The 14702-nt window shown below is 63.2% G+C and carries 17 protein-coding genes; 10 read left to right on the top strand and 7 right to left on the bottom strand.

Annotated features, from left to right (window positions below):
* Positions 1-123: 123 nt before the first annotated feature.
* The 5 genes from ABL840_RS18330 (at position 124) to ABL840_RS18310 (ending at position 2842) form a co-directional block, all read left to right on the top strand.
* Positions 124-669, top strand: coding sequence for a hypothetical protein (locus ABL840_RS18330; RefSeq protein WP_093307114.1), 546 nt, complete (start codon positions 124-126; stop codon positions 667-669).
* 139 nt (positions 670-808) lie between these two features.
* Positions 809-1192 carry a hypothetical protein gene (locus ABL840_RS18325; protein ID WP_093307113.1) on the top strand — a complete coding sequence of 128 codons (384 nt, stop codon included), beginning with the start codon at positions 809-811 and terminating at the stop codon, positions 1190-1192.
* Positions 1193-1391: 199 nt separating this feature from the next.
* On the top strand, positions 1392-1901 hold the full coding sequence (locus tag ABL840_RS18320; RefSeq protein WP_093307112.1) for a hypothetical protein: 510 nt from the start codon (positions 1392-1394) through the stop codon (positions 1899-1901).
* A gap of 118 nt (positions 1902-2019) precedes the next feature.
* Positions 2020-2352, top strand: coding sequence for a hypothetical protein (locus ABL840_RS18315; RefSeq protein WP_143094001.1), 333 nt, complete (start codon positions 2020-2022; stop codon positions 2350-2352).
* Between the two features lie 181 nt (positions 2353-2533).
* Complete coding sequence (locus tag ABL840_RS18310; protein ID WP_093429430.1) at positions 2534-2842, top strand: SMI1/KNR4 family protein; 309 nt, start codon at positions 2534-2536, stop codon at positions 2840-2842.
* An 80-nt stretch (positions 2843-2922) separates the two neighbouring features.
* Here ABL840_RS18310 and ABL840_RS18305 read toward each other — a convergent pair whose 3' ends face one another.
* Together ABL840_RS18305 and ABL840_RS18300 are read right to left on the bottom strand one after the other, a co-directional pair.
* Entirely contained in the window at positions 2923-3519 is a 597-nt protein-coding gene (locus ABL840_RS18305) for a hypothetical protein (protein WP_093307110.1), read from the bottom strand.
* 294 nt (positions 3520-3813) lie between these two features.
* Positions 3814-5262, bottom strand: a complete 1449-nt coding sequence (locus tag ABL840_RS18300) for an IS1182 family transposase (protein WP_093308116.1) — start codon at positions 5260-5262, stop codon at positions 3814-3816.
* 148 nt (positions 5263-5410) lie between these two features.
* Between ABL840_RS18300 and ABL840_RS18295 the strand changes: the two genes are divergently transcribed.
* On the top strand, positions 5411-5959 hold the full coding sequence (locus tag ABL840_RS18295; protein ID WP_143042941.1) for a hypothetical protein: 549 nt from the start codon (positions 5411-5413) through the stop codon (positions 5957-5959).
* Positions 5960-6187: 228 nt separating this feature from the next.
* On the opposite strand, the gene ABL840_RS18290 is transcribed toward ABL840_RS18295, so the two are convergent.
* The 5 genes from ABL840_RS18290 to ABL840_RS18270 form a co-directional block, all read right to left on the bottom strand.
* Positions 6188-6655: a hypothetical protein gene (locus tag ABL840_RS18290; protein WP_093303261.1), complete on the bottom strand. Its 468-nt coding sequence runs from the start codon at positions 6653-6655 to the stop codon at positions 6188-6190.
* A gap of 432 nt (positions 6656-7087) precedes the next feature.
* Positions 7088-7369 (bottom strand): hypothetical protein, encoded by a 282-nt coding sequence (locus tag ABL840_RS18285; RefSeq protein WP_176947503.1) that lies wholly within the window; start codon positions 7367-7369, stop codon positions 7088-7090.
* 371 nt (positions 7370-7740) lie between these two features.
* Positions 7741-8628, bottom strand: a complete 888-nt coding sequence (locus tag ABL840_RS18280; protein ID WP_418116322.1) for a JmjC domain-containing protein — start codon at positions 8626-8628, stop codon at positions 7741-7743.
* A 238-nt stretch (positions 8629-8866) separates the two neighbouring features.
* Complete coding sequence (locus tag ABL840_RS18275; RefSeq protein ID WP_093303256.1) at positions 8867-10003, bottom strand: DSD1 family PLP-dependent enzyme; 1137 nt, start codon at positions 10001-10003, stop codon at positions 8867-8869.
* Between the two features lie 10 nt (positions 10004-10013).
* Positions 10014-10661, bottom strand: coding sequence for an HAD family hydrolase (locus ABL840_RS18270; protein ID WP_093303253.1), 648 nt, complete (start codon positions 10659-10661; stop codon positions 10014-10016).
* 72 nt (positions 10662-10733) lie between these two features.
* Between ABL840_RS18270 and ABL840_RS18265 the strand changes: the two genes are divergently transcribed.
* The 4 genes from ABL840_RS18265 (at position 10734) to ABL840_RS18250 (ending at position 14699) form a co-directional block, all read left to right on the top strand.
* Positions 10734-11699, top strand: coding sequence for a LysR family transcriptional regulator (locus tag ABL840_RS18265; RefSeq protein WP_093303251.1), 966 nt, complete (start codon positions 10734-10736; stop codon positions 11697-11699).
* Between the two features lie 95 nt (positions 11700-11794).
* Positions 11795-12811 (top strand): ABC transporter substrate-binding protein, encoded by a 1017-nt coding sequence (locus ABL840_RS18260; RefSeq protein ID WP_093303248.1) that lies wholly within the window; start codon positions 11795-11797, stop codon positions 12809-12811.
* Positions 12808-13899, top strand: coding sequence for an ABC transporter permease (locus ABL840_RS18255; protein ID WP_093303246.1), 1092 nt, complete (start codon positions 12808-12810; stop codon positions 13897-13899). Before ABL840_RS18260 ends, ABL840_RS18255 begins: the two co-directional genes overlap by 4 nt.
* Positions 13893-14699, top strand: a complete 807-nt coding sequence (locus ABL840_RS18250) for an ABC transporter ATP-binding protein (RefSeq protein ID WP_093303243.1) — start codon at positions 13893-13895, stop codon at positions 14697-14699. The genes ABL840_RS18255 and ABL840_RS18250 overlap by 7 nt, the downstream gene beginning before the upstream one ends.
* The last annotated feature ends 3 nt before the right edge of the window (positions 14700-14702 follow it).

Raw genomic sequence — 14702 nt, 5'->3', positions numbered from 1 at the left:
TCATTCGGTCCTGAGATCGAGCATGACCAGCGGACACTCCGGGCGTGGCAGCACAAAGCCAAATACGGTCATCCGGGTAAAGTTCGGAGCTGCAACACATTCAACCTTGCATGCAGGGGACCTGTGGTCACATTCTTCATCGTTGCTTGCGGCGTAATGTCGGCGGTCTTGTTATTCGTTGGCGTTCTTGTCCCCAGTTCGCCTTACGTTCTATTTTTCGGGTTGGTGATTGGAAGCATTTCGGCCATCTGGGCGCTGATGGCGAAACACGCTGCGCTGAAACTGCAGGGCGACGCCCTTCGCACGGAGTGCCTTGTTAGCACCGAAACCCAGGAGGATGGGCGTCGCTTCGCAAACGGGCAGTGTTCGGGCTGCATAGATCAACACCTATTCTCGGCGAAGCTCGCTGCACTTGGCCTCGCAGTCCAAGAAGGGAAATACAGCATCAATGTGTCAGAGTTTGAGTGTCTGACGTTCGAGTTCGAATGGGATACGGATGATCGGGCGACCATCGAAGGCACTGCGGCTACGGATGTAGTTTTGCGAGCGAACGCGTACCGGCTTCACGAGGTGCTTACCCTGGGAGGAGTACGACACTGGATCGAGATCACCGACGAGGTTCAGAACCCGCTTGAATACTTGCACCACCGTTGGCCGGCCGAAGTCTAAGGGGCCAGCTGACTGACCGCCGGGGGGCCGTGGCCTCGGCCTCCTTTCGACTACAGTCGGCCACAACCAGTCGTTCGCTGCAGCAACACGATGCAGCCAGCGATCGATACTCAGACGAACCCTGAATAGAGCACCAACTATGAAATGTTCGCAATGTGGTGGCGTCGACTTTGAACGGCCTGTTGAGTTCAGTGCGCTGGAGATCTGGACGTGCGAAGGCTGCGGCTCCGAGATGGCCGTCCATTGCCACTACCTTCCTGACATCTCAAGGTTTCCCAAGCAAGATTGGTTCACCGGCAAGTTTCTGGTTAGGGAGGGACCTAACGCTACCAAAAGCTACCTCAAGCTAAAGCGTTTTCTCAGCGGTTGCGAGCGCTTCGACCCGAGCAGACTTCAGAAGCAGTTTCTTAGTGAAGCTCTCGAGTGGGATTTGGGACTATTCCCTGACTTCGAGGTCAAACGCCTCACAAAAGAATCGGTGGCGGTAGGAATTCAGATCGAATTCGACAAAGTTCCCGAATAGAGGTGGCCAGAATTGATCCTTGGCTCGTTAGGGGCAATCGGCTGACCGTGCTGTCGAGGAATTTGACGGGGCCCCGTACGACGCCTTGCTCAGACGTTGACGATCGAAATAGTCCTCTCTGCGACGATGGCGTGGCCGGCTACAGTCGGCCAACACCAGACGCTCGACCACGCCCCAAGACTGAAGAACAGGAATTTCGATGCAATTTGCGTCAGCCGACGAGTTCCGGGTGGAAAAGGAACCTCTCACCAAGCTTCTTGGGGTGCTGTCTCAATGTGGCGAGGTCGTTTCGAAGTTTTTAAAGCCAAAACCCTCCATCCGGGGTCGCGATGACGCTCAGCGGCTGGCCGAGTTTCTGGAGCGCTTCAGCGACCTTGCGACGCAGACACCACTCGGGCATGTTGAGCGAGAGTTCGGACCCTTCTCAGTTCTGAATCGGTTCGAGTTCGAGGGCTCATTGGTGTCGGTTGTTCTTGACGGGGGATGTCACCGGGCGACCGCCGGGCTGACTGTGGAGGATGCCCGGAGGCTTGTCGTCCAGGCCCTGGACGCCACGTTCCCCGCTCCGTTCTCAGACCTGCTTGCATACCGTTTCGACAGCCTCGATTGGTGCGAGTTGACGCGAACGTCGACCCTCTCCTCTGCATACGTGGTCTGGCAGAGCCCGCGGAACCTGTGGTGGGTGCTTTGCGTTTCCGACATTGACTGAATCTGCATGCGCCGGACCGCTGGTTCAGGCCGCAGGAGGAATGCCGGTCGTGTGGCACAGTTCGGCCACAACCAGTCATTTGCCTTGCCAAGCAAGATTCGGTCAGGAGCATCCAGCAATGAGCAATCAAGAAGAGCCAACGAGCGAATCGACTGCCTTCGAGCGTATTGGCGGAAAGCTGCTGCTGCTCTCGCTTGCGGCGCTTTCGAGCGGAACGGGCTTCGTTGCGTTGCTCACGGGCCGCCTAACTGAACGAGGGCCACGTACAGCCCCACTTCATGTTTCGGAGTTGAGCGGCCTTGCGGCGGATACAGGAGGCGTCTTTCTCGTACTCGTTGGACTTACTCTTGCCTTGCTTGCCTTTAGAGGGCTACGTTCTCAGAGGATATTGAGAGTCTTGCTTGCTAGTGACGCGCTGGCATTCGCCGCCGCCATCGCGACTCGCGTTTAGTGCTGAATGTGTGTTTCGGCTCCGGTAGCGACGGCTTGGCTTCGGCAACAGTCGATCACAACCGGGCGCTGACGAGAAACTTCCAGCAAGGACGACGATGCCTTTTGATGTTGGCGAACGATTCGTAGGGGCTGCTGAGCATGCGCTCGGAGTCCAGTTTCGCTCCTCATGCCGCGAAGCGATGAAGTACAGCAACGGTGGGACTATCGATGTGGTGGACCATGACTGGGAGCTATATCCCATCACGGATGATTCGGACCGGAGAAGGCTTGCGCGAACCGCGAATGACGTGCTTCAAGAAACGCATCGCATGCGCGGCTCGCGGAAATTTCCAGTGAACGCGGTGGCTCTCGGGGCGAACGGTGCGGGTGATGCACTTGTCCTGGTGGGCGACGATAGGCAACTCGGAAAGGCCGTCTTCGTCTGGCTACATGAGACGGGTGAGCTTGTGCGAATTACTGATGAACTTGCGGACCTTACGGCCACGTGATACTTGCAGCCGGCGAGGCAGATTGCGGGTCAATACCGAAAACGCGCCGTAGCTGATGCTTTAGTGCTCCGTCTTGCAGATCAAGTCGATAGCTTTACGCCTGCAGGCAGTTCGCCGCGCAGAAACTGCTCTCGCTGCTGGCGGTTGGCCAAGTCCATCTCGAAGTACATCCACTTTCCGTCGATGAACAATCCCATCCACCAAGGGCCTGAAGCTCGTTCTGAGAATTGCCAGACGATGTGATACCCATCCTCGTTTGAGAAGCCTTCACTGTCGGCTTGAAAAATGCCACCAAGTTTGTTCCATAGCAAGGCCTTGACGGAACCAAGCTTGGACCAGCCATCCGCCTCGTCGGCTCCCGAGAGAACCTGAAATGCGTAGATGGTCTTCACTCTTGGTAGGTAATCTACAAGCCATCTGGATCCCGACGCTGGTTGGGCTTCCTGCAATTCGTCAATAAACTCTTCGATCTCTTCCGCCGCCATCGAACCCTTGGACACAGGATTGCGCTCAATCACAGCAATTTCCTGCCCGTTCTCGTGCGCAAGCAACAACTGATCCCACTGTTCATCTGTTCCAGCCTCGACAGTGAGCGTTGAGGTCTTGAGTGAATGCGCTAGTTCGCTCGCCGAGATGATGCGGTCCGAAACGGCAAGAACACGTATGTAGTAGGGCATGTTTGGAATGTTGGGTTCGGACCAGTCAATGATGGGATTTTGACAGCGGCAATCGTATCTCGCCACAATCTGCATGCTGCCAAGTGGGAAGGCCGAGTAGCGATGTTGCGCAATGTTGCGGGGTATTGAGTCAGGTGGCGAGCCGGTACAGGTATGGCAGGATGCGGCCGAGGCTGTGTGGAAACGGCCTGACTTGCGAGTATGCCGAACCGGCGACTGATTCATCCAGTTGTTGTGGGCCGCTGGACGCGCAGCGTGGCACGCCCGAGGGGCAAGAAGGCAAGCAAAGGGGGCTCATGCCCCGATCAATCTCATCGCCTTCATCGTTCTGCTCATGCCCAGTATCGAGATCACCCGCTTCATGTTGTAGGCCAGCACGTGCAGGCTCATCTCAGTGCCCACGTTCGCCAGCGTTTTGGTGAGGAAGTGGGTCGAACCCATCCAGTGTTTGAGCGTGCCGAAGACGTGCTCGACGGTGCGCCGTCGTAACGTCATTGCATCAGGCTTGCGATCCAGTCGCTGCTGCGCGCGCTCGAGCACCGCTTCGTGCTCCCATCGCCGCACTCGCCGATAGGCACTGGGTGTGCACTGAGGCTTCAGCGGGCAACTGGGGCAGGCGCTGGTCCAATATAGGTGTGCATGCAGGCCGCTCTTCTCCACAGTGCTGAACCTGAAGATGGCCCGTTGTCCTGCTGGGCATAGGTACTCGTCGTCCTTCGCGATGTAGATGAAGTCGCTCTTGTCGAAGCGACCGTCCGCCTTGGCGCCGGAGGTCATCGGCTTGGGCACGTAGGCCGCGATGCCCGCATCCTCACAAGCCTTGAGTTCCGTGCCGTTGAAGTAGCCGCGATCAGCAAGTGCTTGCAGCTTGGTTTTGTTCATCGCTTCGCGCGCAGCGTTGGCCATCTTGCTCAGCTGCGCGCGGTCGTTGCCGACGTTGGTCACCTCGTGCGCCACGATCAAGTGGTGCTTCGCATCGACCGCCGCCTGCACGTTGTAGCCCACCAGGCCCGAGCCCGTGGCCTGTGAGTTCATCGAGCGCGCGTCAGGGTCAGTGAGCGAGCGTTGGCCGTCGGGCTCGTCCTTCAGCTCTTCTCGGGTGTCGTCGAGCTGCTTCATCTGATTGCGCAGCTTCTTGATCTTGTCCTGCAGTCGCTCGGTCTTGGCTTCAACCTCGGCAGGCTGGGTGCGATCGGCCGTCTCCAGGGCGTCTAGGTAACGCTGGATGCTCTGCTCGATCTGCTTCTGGCGCCCGTCGATCTTGCCGGGTGTGAAGTTGCGGTCTCGACTGTTGACTGCCTTGAACTTGCTGCCATCGATGGCCACCACAGCGCTGGTGAACAGCTTGAGCTCGCGGCACAGGATGATGAATTGACGGCACGCGTTGCGGATGCCCTGGCCGTTGTCCCGACGGAAGTCTGCGATAGTCTTGAAGTCAGGCGCCAATCGGCCGGTGAGCCACATCAGTTCCACGTTGCGCTGCGCTTCGCGCTCCAGGCGCCGGCTCGACTGAATGCGGTTTAGATAGCCGTAGATGTAGAGCTTAAGCAGCACCGATGGGTGGTACGAAGGTCGTCCGGTTGCTGCTGGCTCGACACCTTGGAAGCCCAACGCGTGCAGATCAAGCTCCTCGACGAAGGCATCCACGACTCGCACCGGGTTGTCTTCGCCGATATAGTCGTCCAGGCACTCTGGCATCAAGGTCACTTGCCGCCGGTCCTCGCTCTCGATGAATCGCCTCATGAGCCACCACCTTGTTCAGACGGGTTGGCTCAATATAGGTGACCATCGAGGGTGTTTCCACACAGCCTCGGCCAGGAGCGGACGCTCAAAACAACGGCCCCGCTCGGGTCGTCATGCGGCCGAAGAGTGACACTAACTGACCAGCCGAATGAATTCCCGACATAAGCACTTTATTTCTCGAGTGGAGCTCCACTTGCTTGAAAGCCGTACCCTTGAGGAACTCACTCAAGCCGAGTTTTTGAGCCTTTTCCGAAGTTACAACGCAGTTGGAGCATGCGAAGAGGCTTTCACGACGGCTTTGGTAGCAACTCGAAAATTTCCGCACGACGCGCATATGCTGCGTTGGCACCGTGACGCAGCGCGTGGGTGGCTAGCAGAACCGGCCAGCATAGCTACCGAATTTCTGCGTTGCATCAATGAGAACGTTGGCCCAATCAGTTTTTGGCGCTTGGCCCTGGCTGAGCACTACGTTGGTACAGCCTGGGCAGAAGACGAAGAAATGTTGGGTTCGTTTCCGCCGTGCCCAGAGTGGCTTTCGCTCGCAGCAGAGCTGCTTGAATCAGCACAGGCTACGGCTTTTGACTTCGATCGGTATTGGGGTCGCACGACAGACAACATCCAAGCGACATATGAGGCAGTTTTCGATGGCTTGCTACGGTACGAAGAGTTCGCTCAATTGCGCCGGTTGCGGGCATAAATCATAGAAATCACCTGCCACAAACTTAAGGCATTGTTCATGGTCATGCAGTGCCCGCGCACCTCTTTACGTCCGCTTCAGGGAAGCCTGTATAGCCGCTTCGGGCCCAAAGCGGAAGTGGCATGTTCTCCAAAGCTGCCTTTAAATTCAACTTGGCTAGCGCAAGCCAAGAACATTCAGCATCGCTGAGATCTGACAACCTCAACGCCTCCTCGAGGCGCTACATACTCAAAGTTCATGGCCGTCTCGACTCTCAAACCACTTCTCGTGATCTTCCAAGTGACAGCGCATGAAGTTCTCGAAGTCGTCGTCGCGTAGATATATGTCGGAGGGATCGAACTCCTGTTTGTACTCTCTCTCAAATTCCTCGGGAGTCGCATACAGGGCGCCAAGATAGAGATCGTCGGCCCAGACAATCTCGTGATTCGACCGGCCAGGCGCGACGTGAAGGAAGTAGAAGTGGCAGTACTGCTGATCGGAAATGAAGGGCACCAGAAAGCCGTCGCTGATCGGGCATCTGGCAGGGTCTTTTCTGATATCAAAGTATCCGGCATTCACGCTCCTGAATTTCCCCCACATCTGCGGCGTTTCCATGAAGAACAGGAAGCCGCTAGGAAGAACCAACTCCAGTCGCGCGCATGCCATCTCAAGACGGGCCAAGTCGGACGGCATGGCGCTGGCGCGTTGCAGCCCCATGTGTATCTCATGCGTTGGTCGGCCCTCCAACCATGAGAACGGTGGCCCTTGCGTTGAGCTCAACCTTCTGTTGTGGCGCATGCCAGTCTTGAAAGGGGTTGGCTTGTCGGTGTGCTGCTTCGGACGGGGATCAGTCAAGGTGCTGCTTTCCTTGTTGGATGGCATGGTCGCCGGGAGCGGTGCCGCACGGTACTTCTACCGCTGAGGCGTGCTCTGGCGGCAAGGCGCCGATTGCATCCAGCACATCAACACTAACGAACCCCTTGATCGGACTCTCCGCGTGGCGCTCGGATTTGATGTCATTTATAAAAGGTGACGGATGTCTGGTTGCGGCCGATAGTACCCATTCGCGCGAAGCCAAGAGATGCCACTCAATACCTCCCAAAGGAGCTGGCACACCGCAACGCGACGTGCCAGCCCTCCCCTCACCGTCTACCGATCCGGCGCCACCCACTGCTTGCCCAGCGCCCCTGCGCATTCCTGAAGCAACGCAGTCGCATCCCGCGCCATCTCCCAAGCAAGCCAGAAAACGTTGTCGAGGTTCTGCAGACCCTCGTCCTCGCTCCATCGGGCGCCGTCGCCGTGGCATGCCCATAGCAGCGACTTCAGTTGCTCCAGCTTGTTTTCGAGGAGGTCCTGGGCTGCGGGTGCCGTGGCAGCCGCGGCTTCGGGTGATGCCGGCGTTTTGGGCCGGGCCATAATTCGATCAGCCATTTTGTCGTGCGTCCTTTCCGAGGTGTTGCACTTCACTTGGTTAGACGGCTGGGGTGTTTGCGCACCCCGGCCGTCGCCTTTTGTGCCTCGCGTTCGCATCGATGTATCTGCGTCGATGGCTCGCCGCGAGGCGTGCGGTCTGTTCGCTTCTGGTTGCTGCTTGCTGGTGTTGCCGTCCTTGCCCACTAGGTGGGGCGTTGAGTGACAGGGGCATCCAATGTAGAGAGGAGCGGCGCGGTGCGGGGTGCGATGCACGAGGAAGTCTCGATTCGTGCGAACAAATGCAGCATTCGGCACTTGCGGGCCGGTGAGTCGAAGCGCAGGCGCTCCGAAGCGCGCCCGGCAAGGCCCCGAAGGACACCGACGTTTCTTCAGTAGGACCCCGGCGGCGGCGTGTGCTTGAAGCGCTGCGACGAGGTCATGTTTCTGAACTTGGCACGCGCGGCACCCAACCGGGCACGCCCGGCGCCAACCAGGCCTCCCACAGCCGACTTGACCGCATCGGCGGTGCGCGACTCCCTCGGGTACCTGGGTGAGAGGCCGCACTTTCGCATCACCCGGTTCACCTGATGGATGCGGGCCACCTCGCGCGTGGCGGCGGTGTAGAAGGTCACGCCGATCGAGATCGACAGGCGGCTCTCCGGCGCGGCGGCCGCGTCGACCCTGGACCTCGTCATGTGGGGCGATGTGCTCGGGAAGTAGATGGCGTCTCCCGGCTGCGCGTTGAACTCCAGCCCGCGCGGCAGGAAGGCTTCGTCGAAGCGCACCTTCTTGAGCGACTGCGTGACGATGAAATCCTCCACGGCATCGGCCGACACGATGCTGCGGTCGCGGTGGTCCCAGACGTTGAGCGTCTTGCGCCCGTGCAGCTGCAGCCAGAAGTTGTTCTCGCGATCGATGTGGAAGGGCGTGACGGAAGGCGGGGCCGAGAAGAAGACGAATCCGTTCACCAAAAAGATGTCGGGCTGCTCGCGTTCGACCAGGGAGCGCATGGAGTCGACCACCGACATCAGCAAGGCCCCGTAGCGCGGGATGACTTCGATGTTGTAGAAGGCGACCGAGGAACCCGGCTCCTCCATGCGCTCGAAGAACTCCTCGATGCTGCCCCCGCCGGGAGGCCGTCCGTCATGCGCAAGCGAAGACGAGATCGTCCTCTTCGGGTCCATGAACCTGCACTGGTCGAGCTTGGAAAGCTCCAGCCCGAGGTTCACGAGTTCGGGCACCTGGAACAGCGGATGCTCGTGGAAGTTGTGGTGCATCGGCGTGATCCTGAGGGTCGAGAAGCCACCGGGATCGTCAGTCCAAACCCGATACGTCGTTTTCGAAGATCCGACGGAACTCAAGCTGGTTGCTCGCATGGCACCCTCCAGATCGCTTTCGGACTGGCACCGGCGCGAGGTCGGGGCCAAGCCCACGAACAGAAGTAATACTTAGAGAGTAAATTTAAGCCGGAGTTCTGAACCGAACCTGACCGTGGAAGGCCTGCGCGATGGCACTTCACCAGCCGTGGAAACGGCTCCAGGTCTTCAGCTCGCCCTCTTCCGACAACGCCTGGTATTCGGGAAACTGCGCGCCCGTCGCACAGGCGTGGTTCGGCAGGATGCGCAGCCGCGTCCCGATGGGAAAGCGCGCCACGATGCCCGCATCAGGCTCGCCTTCGCGCGAGAGGATGCTGTGCTCCTGGTTCGCGCCGCCGAGCACGTAGCCGCCGAGTACCCGGCCGTCGAGATCGCAGACCTGCCCGTAGCCGAAGTCGCGCTTCTGCTTCTGCGTGCCGCGGTCGCGGCTCATCGCCATCCAGCCCGCATCGACGATGGCCCAGCCCTTTTCCGCCTGGTGGCCGATCACCGTGGTGAGCACGCTCAGGGCGATGTCGTCCTCCGTGCACACGCCGATGTTGCGCATCACGAGGTCGAAGAACACGTACACGCCGGCGCGCACTTCGGTGACGCCCTCCAGCGCCCCGGCCATCAGCGCCGTGGGCGTGGAGCCCACGCTGACCACGGGGCACGGCAGGCCCGCCTCGCGCAGCCGCTGCGCGGCGTGCACGCAGCCCGAGCGCTCCTGCTCGGCCATGGCGCGCAGGGCTTCGGGGGTGTCGAGCTCGTAGCTGGAGCCGGCATGCGTCATCACGCCGCCCAGGCGCATGCCGCCTTCGTGCAGCACGCGGGCCACTTCGAGCAGGCTGTCTTCCTCGGGCCGGATACCGCTGCGGTGGCCGTCGGTGTCGACCTCGATCAGCACGTCGAACGCTTCTCCGTTCGCACGGCCGAACGCAGCGATCGCGCGCGCCGATTCGACGCTGTCGGTGAGGATGCCCAGCTCGCAGCCACGCCGGCGCAGCTCCAATGCGTGCGGCAGCCGGTGCGGCGCCATGCCGACGGCGTAGAGGATGTCGGTGAAGCCTTCGGCGAAGAACTGCTCGGCTTCCTTCAGCGTGGAGACGGTGATGCCCTGGGCGCCCGCCTCGCGCTGCGCCTTCGCGACTTCGATGCACTTGCTGGTCTTCACGTGCGGGCGAAAGCGCACGCCGAGCTCGTTCATGTGCCGCTGCATGCGCTCGATGTTGCGCTGCATGCGCGTGCGTTCGATCAGGGCCGCGGGCGTGTCGATGGTGTCAAGGGTGTGGGTCATGAGCGGGCTTTCATTTGGAGAAGGATTGCAGCCATGGCAGCGCGGGCTCGAGCGTCGCCGCCTGCAGCTCGGGCAACGGCGCGCCCTGCGGCAGCCCGAGGCCGACGCGGTTGTGCCAGAACGTGCGCAGCCCGACCGCCGAGGTGCCGAACATGTCGTAGCCCGAGCCGGCGACGAAGGCCGCGTCTTCCGCCTTCACGCCCAGCCGGTCGAGCGCCATGCGGTAGGGGCGCGGGTCGGGCTTGTAGAAGCCGGCCTCCTCCGAGGTGACGACCACGTCCCAGTCGATGCCCAGCCTCGCCGCCGCGCGATGGCCGAGGCGGCAGGAGCAGTTGGTGACCACGGCCAGCCGGCAGTGCGGCTTCAGCGCGAGCAGCAGTTCGCGGGCGCCGCTCCACACGGGCAGCGTGTCCCACTGCGCCTCGAGCGAATCTGGGGCGGAGTCGTCCATGCCGGTGTTGCGCGCGGCGTCTTTCACCAACTGTTCGTAGGGCTCGTAGGCGCCGCAGCCGTAGGTGAGGCGCAGGTACTCGGCGCGCCAGGCGCGGCCTTTCTGCTCGGAGCCGGCGGCGGAATTCCAGACGGTCCAGGAGTCGAGCAGCGCCGTGAGCAGATCGAACAGCACGGCGCGCGGATAGGAGGCGTTCGGGGATTGCATGGACAGCGACTGTACGTTCCGAAGCCATGCTTGTGCTTCAATGCAGCGTCATCAATCGTTAAGCACAAGTTAATGACGACGATCCAGATCGAAGACATGCAGCTCGCCGCCGCCCTGCTGCGCGAGCCCTCGCTGAGCGCGGCGGCGCGGGCGCTCGACGTGACGCCGCCCGCGCTCTCGATGCGGCTGCGCAAGCTCGAGGCCGCGCTGGGCCTGTCGCTTGCCACCCGCACCGCGCGCAAGCTGAGCCTCACGCCCGAGGGCGAGCGCTTCGCGCGCGAGGCGGCCGCGCTTCTGGGCCAGATCGAAGGGCTGCGCGAATCGATGCAGCGCGACGACCGGCGCCTTACCGGCACGCTACGCATCGCCGCGCCGTTCGGCTTCGGCCGGCAGTACATCGCGCCGATGCTGGCGCGCTTCGCCCGGCTGCATCCGGGGCTGGGCGTGCAACTCGACCTGCGCGAGACCCCGTGGCCCGACCGGCACGACGCCGACGCGGTGATCCACATCGGCACGGTGCGCGACTCCTCCTGGGTGGCGCGCACGCTGAGCGCCAACGAGCGCTGGCTGTGCGCCAGCCCGGACTACCTGCGCCAGCGCGGCGCCCCGCGCGTGCCGCGCGACGTGATGCAGCACGACTGCATCTGCATCCGCGAGAACGACGAGGACGTGACGCTGTGGCACCTGCGCCCGGCCGGCCGCGCGGCTACCGCCAAGGCCCGGCGGGAGACCCTGCGCATCTCGCCCGCCTACGTCACCAACGACGGCGGCGTGGCCCGCCAGTGGGCCGAACAGGGCCTGGGCCTCGTGCTGCGCTCCGAATGGGACGCTGCCGACGCGGTGGCGCGCGGCACGCTGGTGCGCGTGCTGGCCGACTGGCAGTTCGACAGCGCCCCGGTCACGCTGCTGGTGCCCAGCCGCAAGGGCCGCACGGCGCGGGTGCAGGCCGTCGTCGAGTTCCTCGTCGAGAGCTTCGGCCCCAAGGTAGCCTTGGTAGCCAAGGGCGCAACGGGAGCAAAAGGAGCAAAGGGAAAGTAGCTGCGCGCATATCCATAGCCGCATTCATTCGTTGGCCGCGCGCGCGTCGCGAGCCAACACTCGCAGCTTCCAAATTTCCGGTGGAGAAGCCTGCGATGACCGTTCCCCTCGATCACTTACCGCCCTCGCGCCGCAGCGTGCTGCAGGCCGGAGCGGCAGCCGCCCTGGTCGGCTCCGCGGGCCTGCTGGGTGCCTCGGCATGGTCCCAGCCGCGCAAGCTGACCTTCGCGTGGAGCCAGGCGGGCTTCTGCCTCGCGCCGGTGCCGGTGGCGCTGGAGCGCGGCTTCTTCGAGAAGAACGGGCTCGACGTCGAACTGCTCAACTGGGCCGGCTCGTCCGACCAGATGCTGGAGGCGCTGGCCACCGGCAAGGCCGACCTGGGCGTGGGCCTGATCCACCGCTGGGTGAAGCCGCTCGAGGCGGGCTTCGACGTCAAGGTGGTGGGCAGCGTGCACGGCGGCTGCCTGCGGCTGGTGGGCGCCAAGGCCGCGGGCGTGACGACCGAGCTGGCCAGCCTCAAGGGCAAGACCATCGGCGTTTCGGACCAGAACAGCCCGGCCCGGCAGTTCTACGCCATCCACCTCGCCAAGAAGGGCATCGACATCGAGAAGGACGTCGACTGGCGCGTCTACCCGGCCGACCTGCTCGACGTGGCGGTGAAGAAGGGCGAGATCCAGGTGATCGCCGACGGCGATCCGAACGTGTTCCTCATCGAGAAGCGCAACCCCGGCGTCTTCACCGAGATCGCCAACAGCGCCAAGGGCGAGTACGCCGAGCGCCTGTGCTGCATCGTCGGCGCGCGCGGCGAGCTGGCGCGCAACGACAAGCCTCGCGCCGCCGCCGTGGTGCGCGCGCTGGCGCAGGCCTCCGACTACGTGGCCGAGAACCCCAACGAGGCCGGCAAGATCTATTCGAAGTACGCGCCCAAGGTGCCGCTCGAAGACCTGCAGAGGCTGCTGGCCGAGCTCACCTACAAGCACCACCCGGCCGGCAAGGCGCTGCGCAACGAGGTCGAGGCCTTCGCCACCGACTTCCGCAACGCGGGCATCCTGAAGAAGAGCACCGACGTGGTCCGCTTCGCCAACCACGTGTCGCTGGACGTCCTGGCATGAGCACGGCTGAACAGATCCTCGACGCGCCGCTCGGATTGCAGGGCAGCGCGCACGCACCGGCCTCCGCCGCGCCCCGGGCACCCAAGGCGCCGCCCGCACCGCAGGCGACGACGCTGCGGCCCGCCGCTCCCACGGGCATCTGGCCCACGGGCCTGCTCGCTTCGGTCGCCTGGGTCGTGCTGGGCCTGCTCACGCTGCTGTGGCCGAACAAGGAAGTCGGCTTCAGCGACTGGGCCTTCACCCGCGAGTTCGGCATTGCCACGCTGGTGATCGCCGCCCTGCTCTTCGCCGTCGCGCTGCTGGGCAGCCGTGCCGGCAGACTGGCGCGCACGCTGCGCCCGGCCGGGCAATGGCTGGTGGCGCTGGCCGTGGGCCTTGCGCTGTGGGAGATCTCCACCGCCAAGCTCGGCGTGCTGCCCTCGCCCTTCTTCGCGCCGCCGCAGAGCCTGATCGACGTGGTGCACGAAGACTGGCAGCGTCTGGGCCTCTCGACCGCGCATTCGCTGCGCCTGCTGGCCAACGGCTTCGTGCTGGGCGCGCTGGTCGGCTTCCTCACCGGCGTTGCCATCGGCTGGTCGCGCATCGCGGGGTACTGGGTGCATCCGCTGCTGCGCTTCCTGGGGCCGGTGCCCGCGTCGGCGCTGCTGCCGCTGGCCTTCTTCTTCGCGCCGTCGAGCTATTCGGCCGCCGTGTTCCTCGTGGGCCTGGCCACCTTCTTCCCGGTGGCGGTGCTCACCTGGTCGGGCGTGGCTTCGGTGCACAAGAGCTACTACGACGTGGCGCGCACGCTGGGCGCGTCGGAGCGCTTCCTGGTGCTGCGGGTGGCGATTCCGGCGGCGCTGCCGCAGGTCTTCGTCGGCCTGTTCATGGGCCTGGGCGCCTCGTTCTCGGTGCTCATCACCGCCGAGATGATGGGCGTGAAGGCCGGGCTGGGCTGGTATCTGCAATGGGCCCAGGGCTGGGCGGCCTACGCCAACATGTACGCGGCGCTGCTCGTGATGGCGGCGCTGTGCTCGGGCCTCATCACGCTGCTTTTCAAGGTGCGCGACCGCGTGCTGTCGTGGCAGAAAGGAACCGTGAAATGGTGACGAATACCGTGCTTCCTCCCGCGCCCCCACCCACTGCCAAAGCCGGCGGCGCCCAGATCGACATCCGCGGCGTCAGCCACTGGTTCGAGGTGTCCGGCGGCGTGCTGCAGGTGCTCGACGGTGTCGACCTGCAGGTGCGCCCCGGCGAATTCGTCGCGCTGCTGGGGCCCAGCGGCTGCGGCAAGTCGACCCTGCTGCGGCTGGTGGCCGGCCTCGAGCCCGCGACCACCGGTGCCATCACGCAGAACGGCGAAACCATCACCCGGCCCGACCCGTCGCGCATCGTCGTGTTCCAGGACCCGACGCTCTACCCGTGGCGCAGCGTGTGGGACAACGTGGCGCTGGGCCTGCAGGCGCGCGGCGTGCTGAAGGAACAGCGCGCGCGCGTGGACGAGGCTCTCAGGCTCGTTGGCCTTACCGAGTTCGCGAAGGCCTTTCCGCACCATCTTTCCGGCGGCATGGCGCAGCGCGTGGCGCTGGCGCGCGCGCTGGTCAACGACCCGCAGCTGCTGGTGCTCGACGAGCCGCTGGGCAAGCTCGATTCGCTCACGCGCATCGCGATGCAGAGCGAGCTGGTCAACCTGTGGCAGCGCGCCGGCTTCTCGGCGCTGCTGGTGACGCACGACGTGGAAGAGGCTCTCTTCCTGGCCAACCGCGTGATCGTGCTGAGCGATCGCCCGGCGCGCATCGCGGCGGAGCTGGTGGTCGACCTGCCCTATCCGCGCCATCGCGGCGATCCGAAGCTGGCCGAGCTGCGGCACGAGGCGCTCAAGCACCTGGGCCTCGACGCCACGTGGTGAGGA

Source organism: Variovorax sp. NFACC27 (assembly GCF_048301545.1).
Taxonomy (GTDB): Bacteria; Pseudomonadota; Gammaproteobacteria; order Burkholderiales; family Burkholderiaceae_C; genus Variovorax; species Variovorax gossypii.
This window is presented reverse-complemented; position numbering and strand designations above follow the sequence as displayed.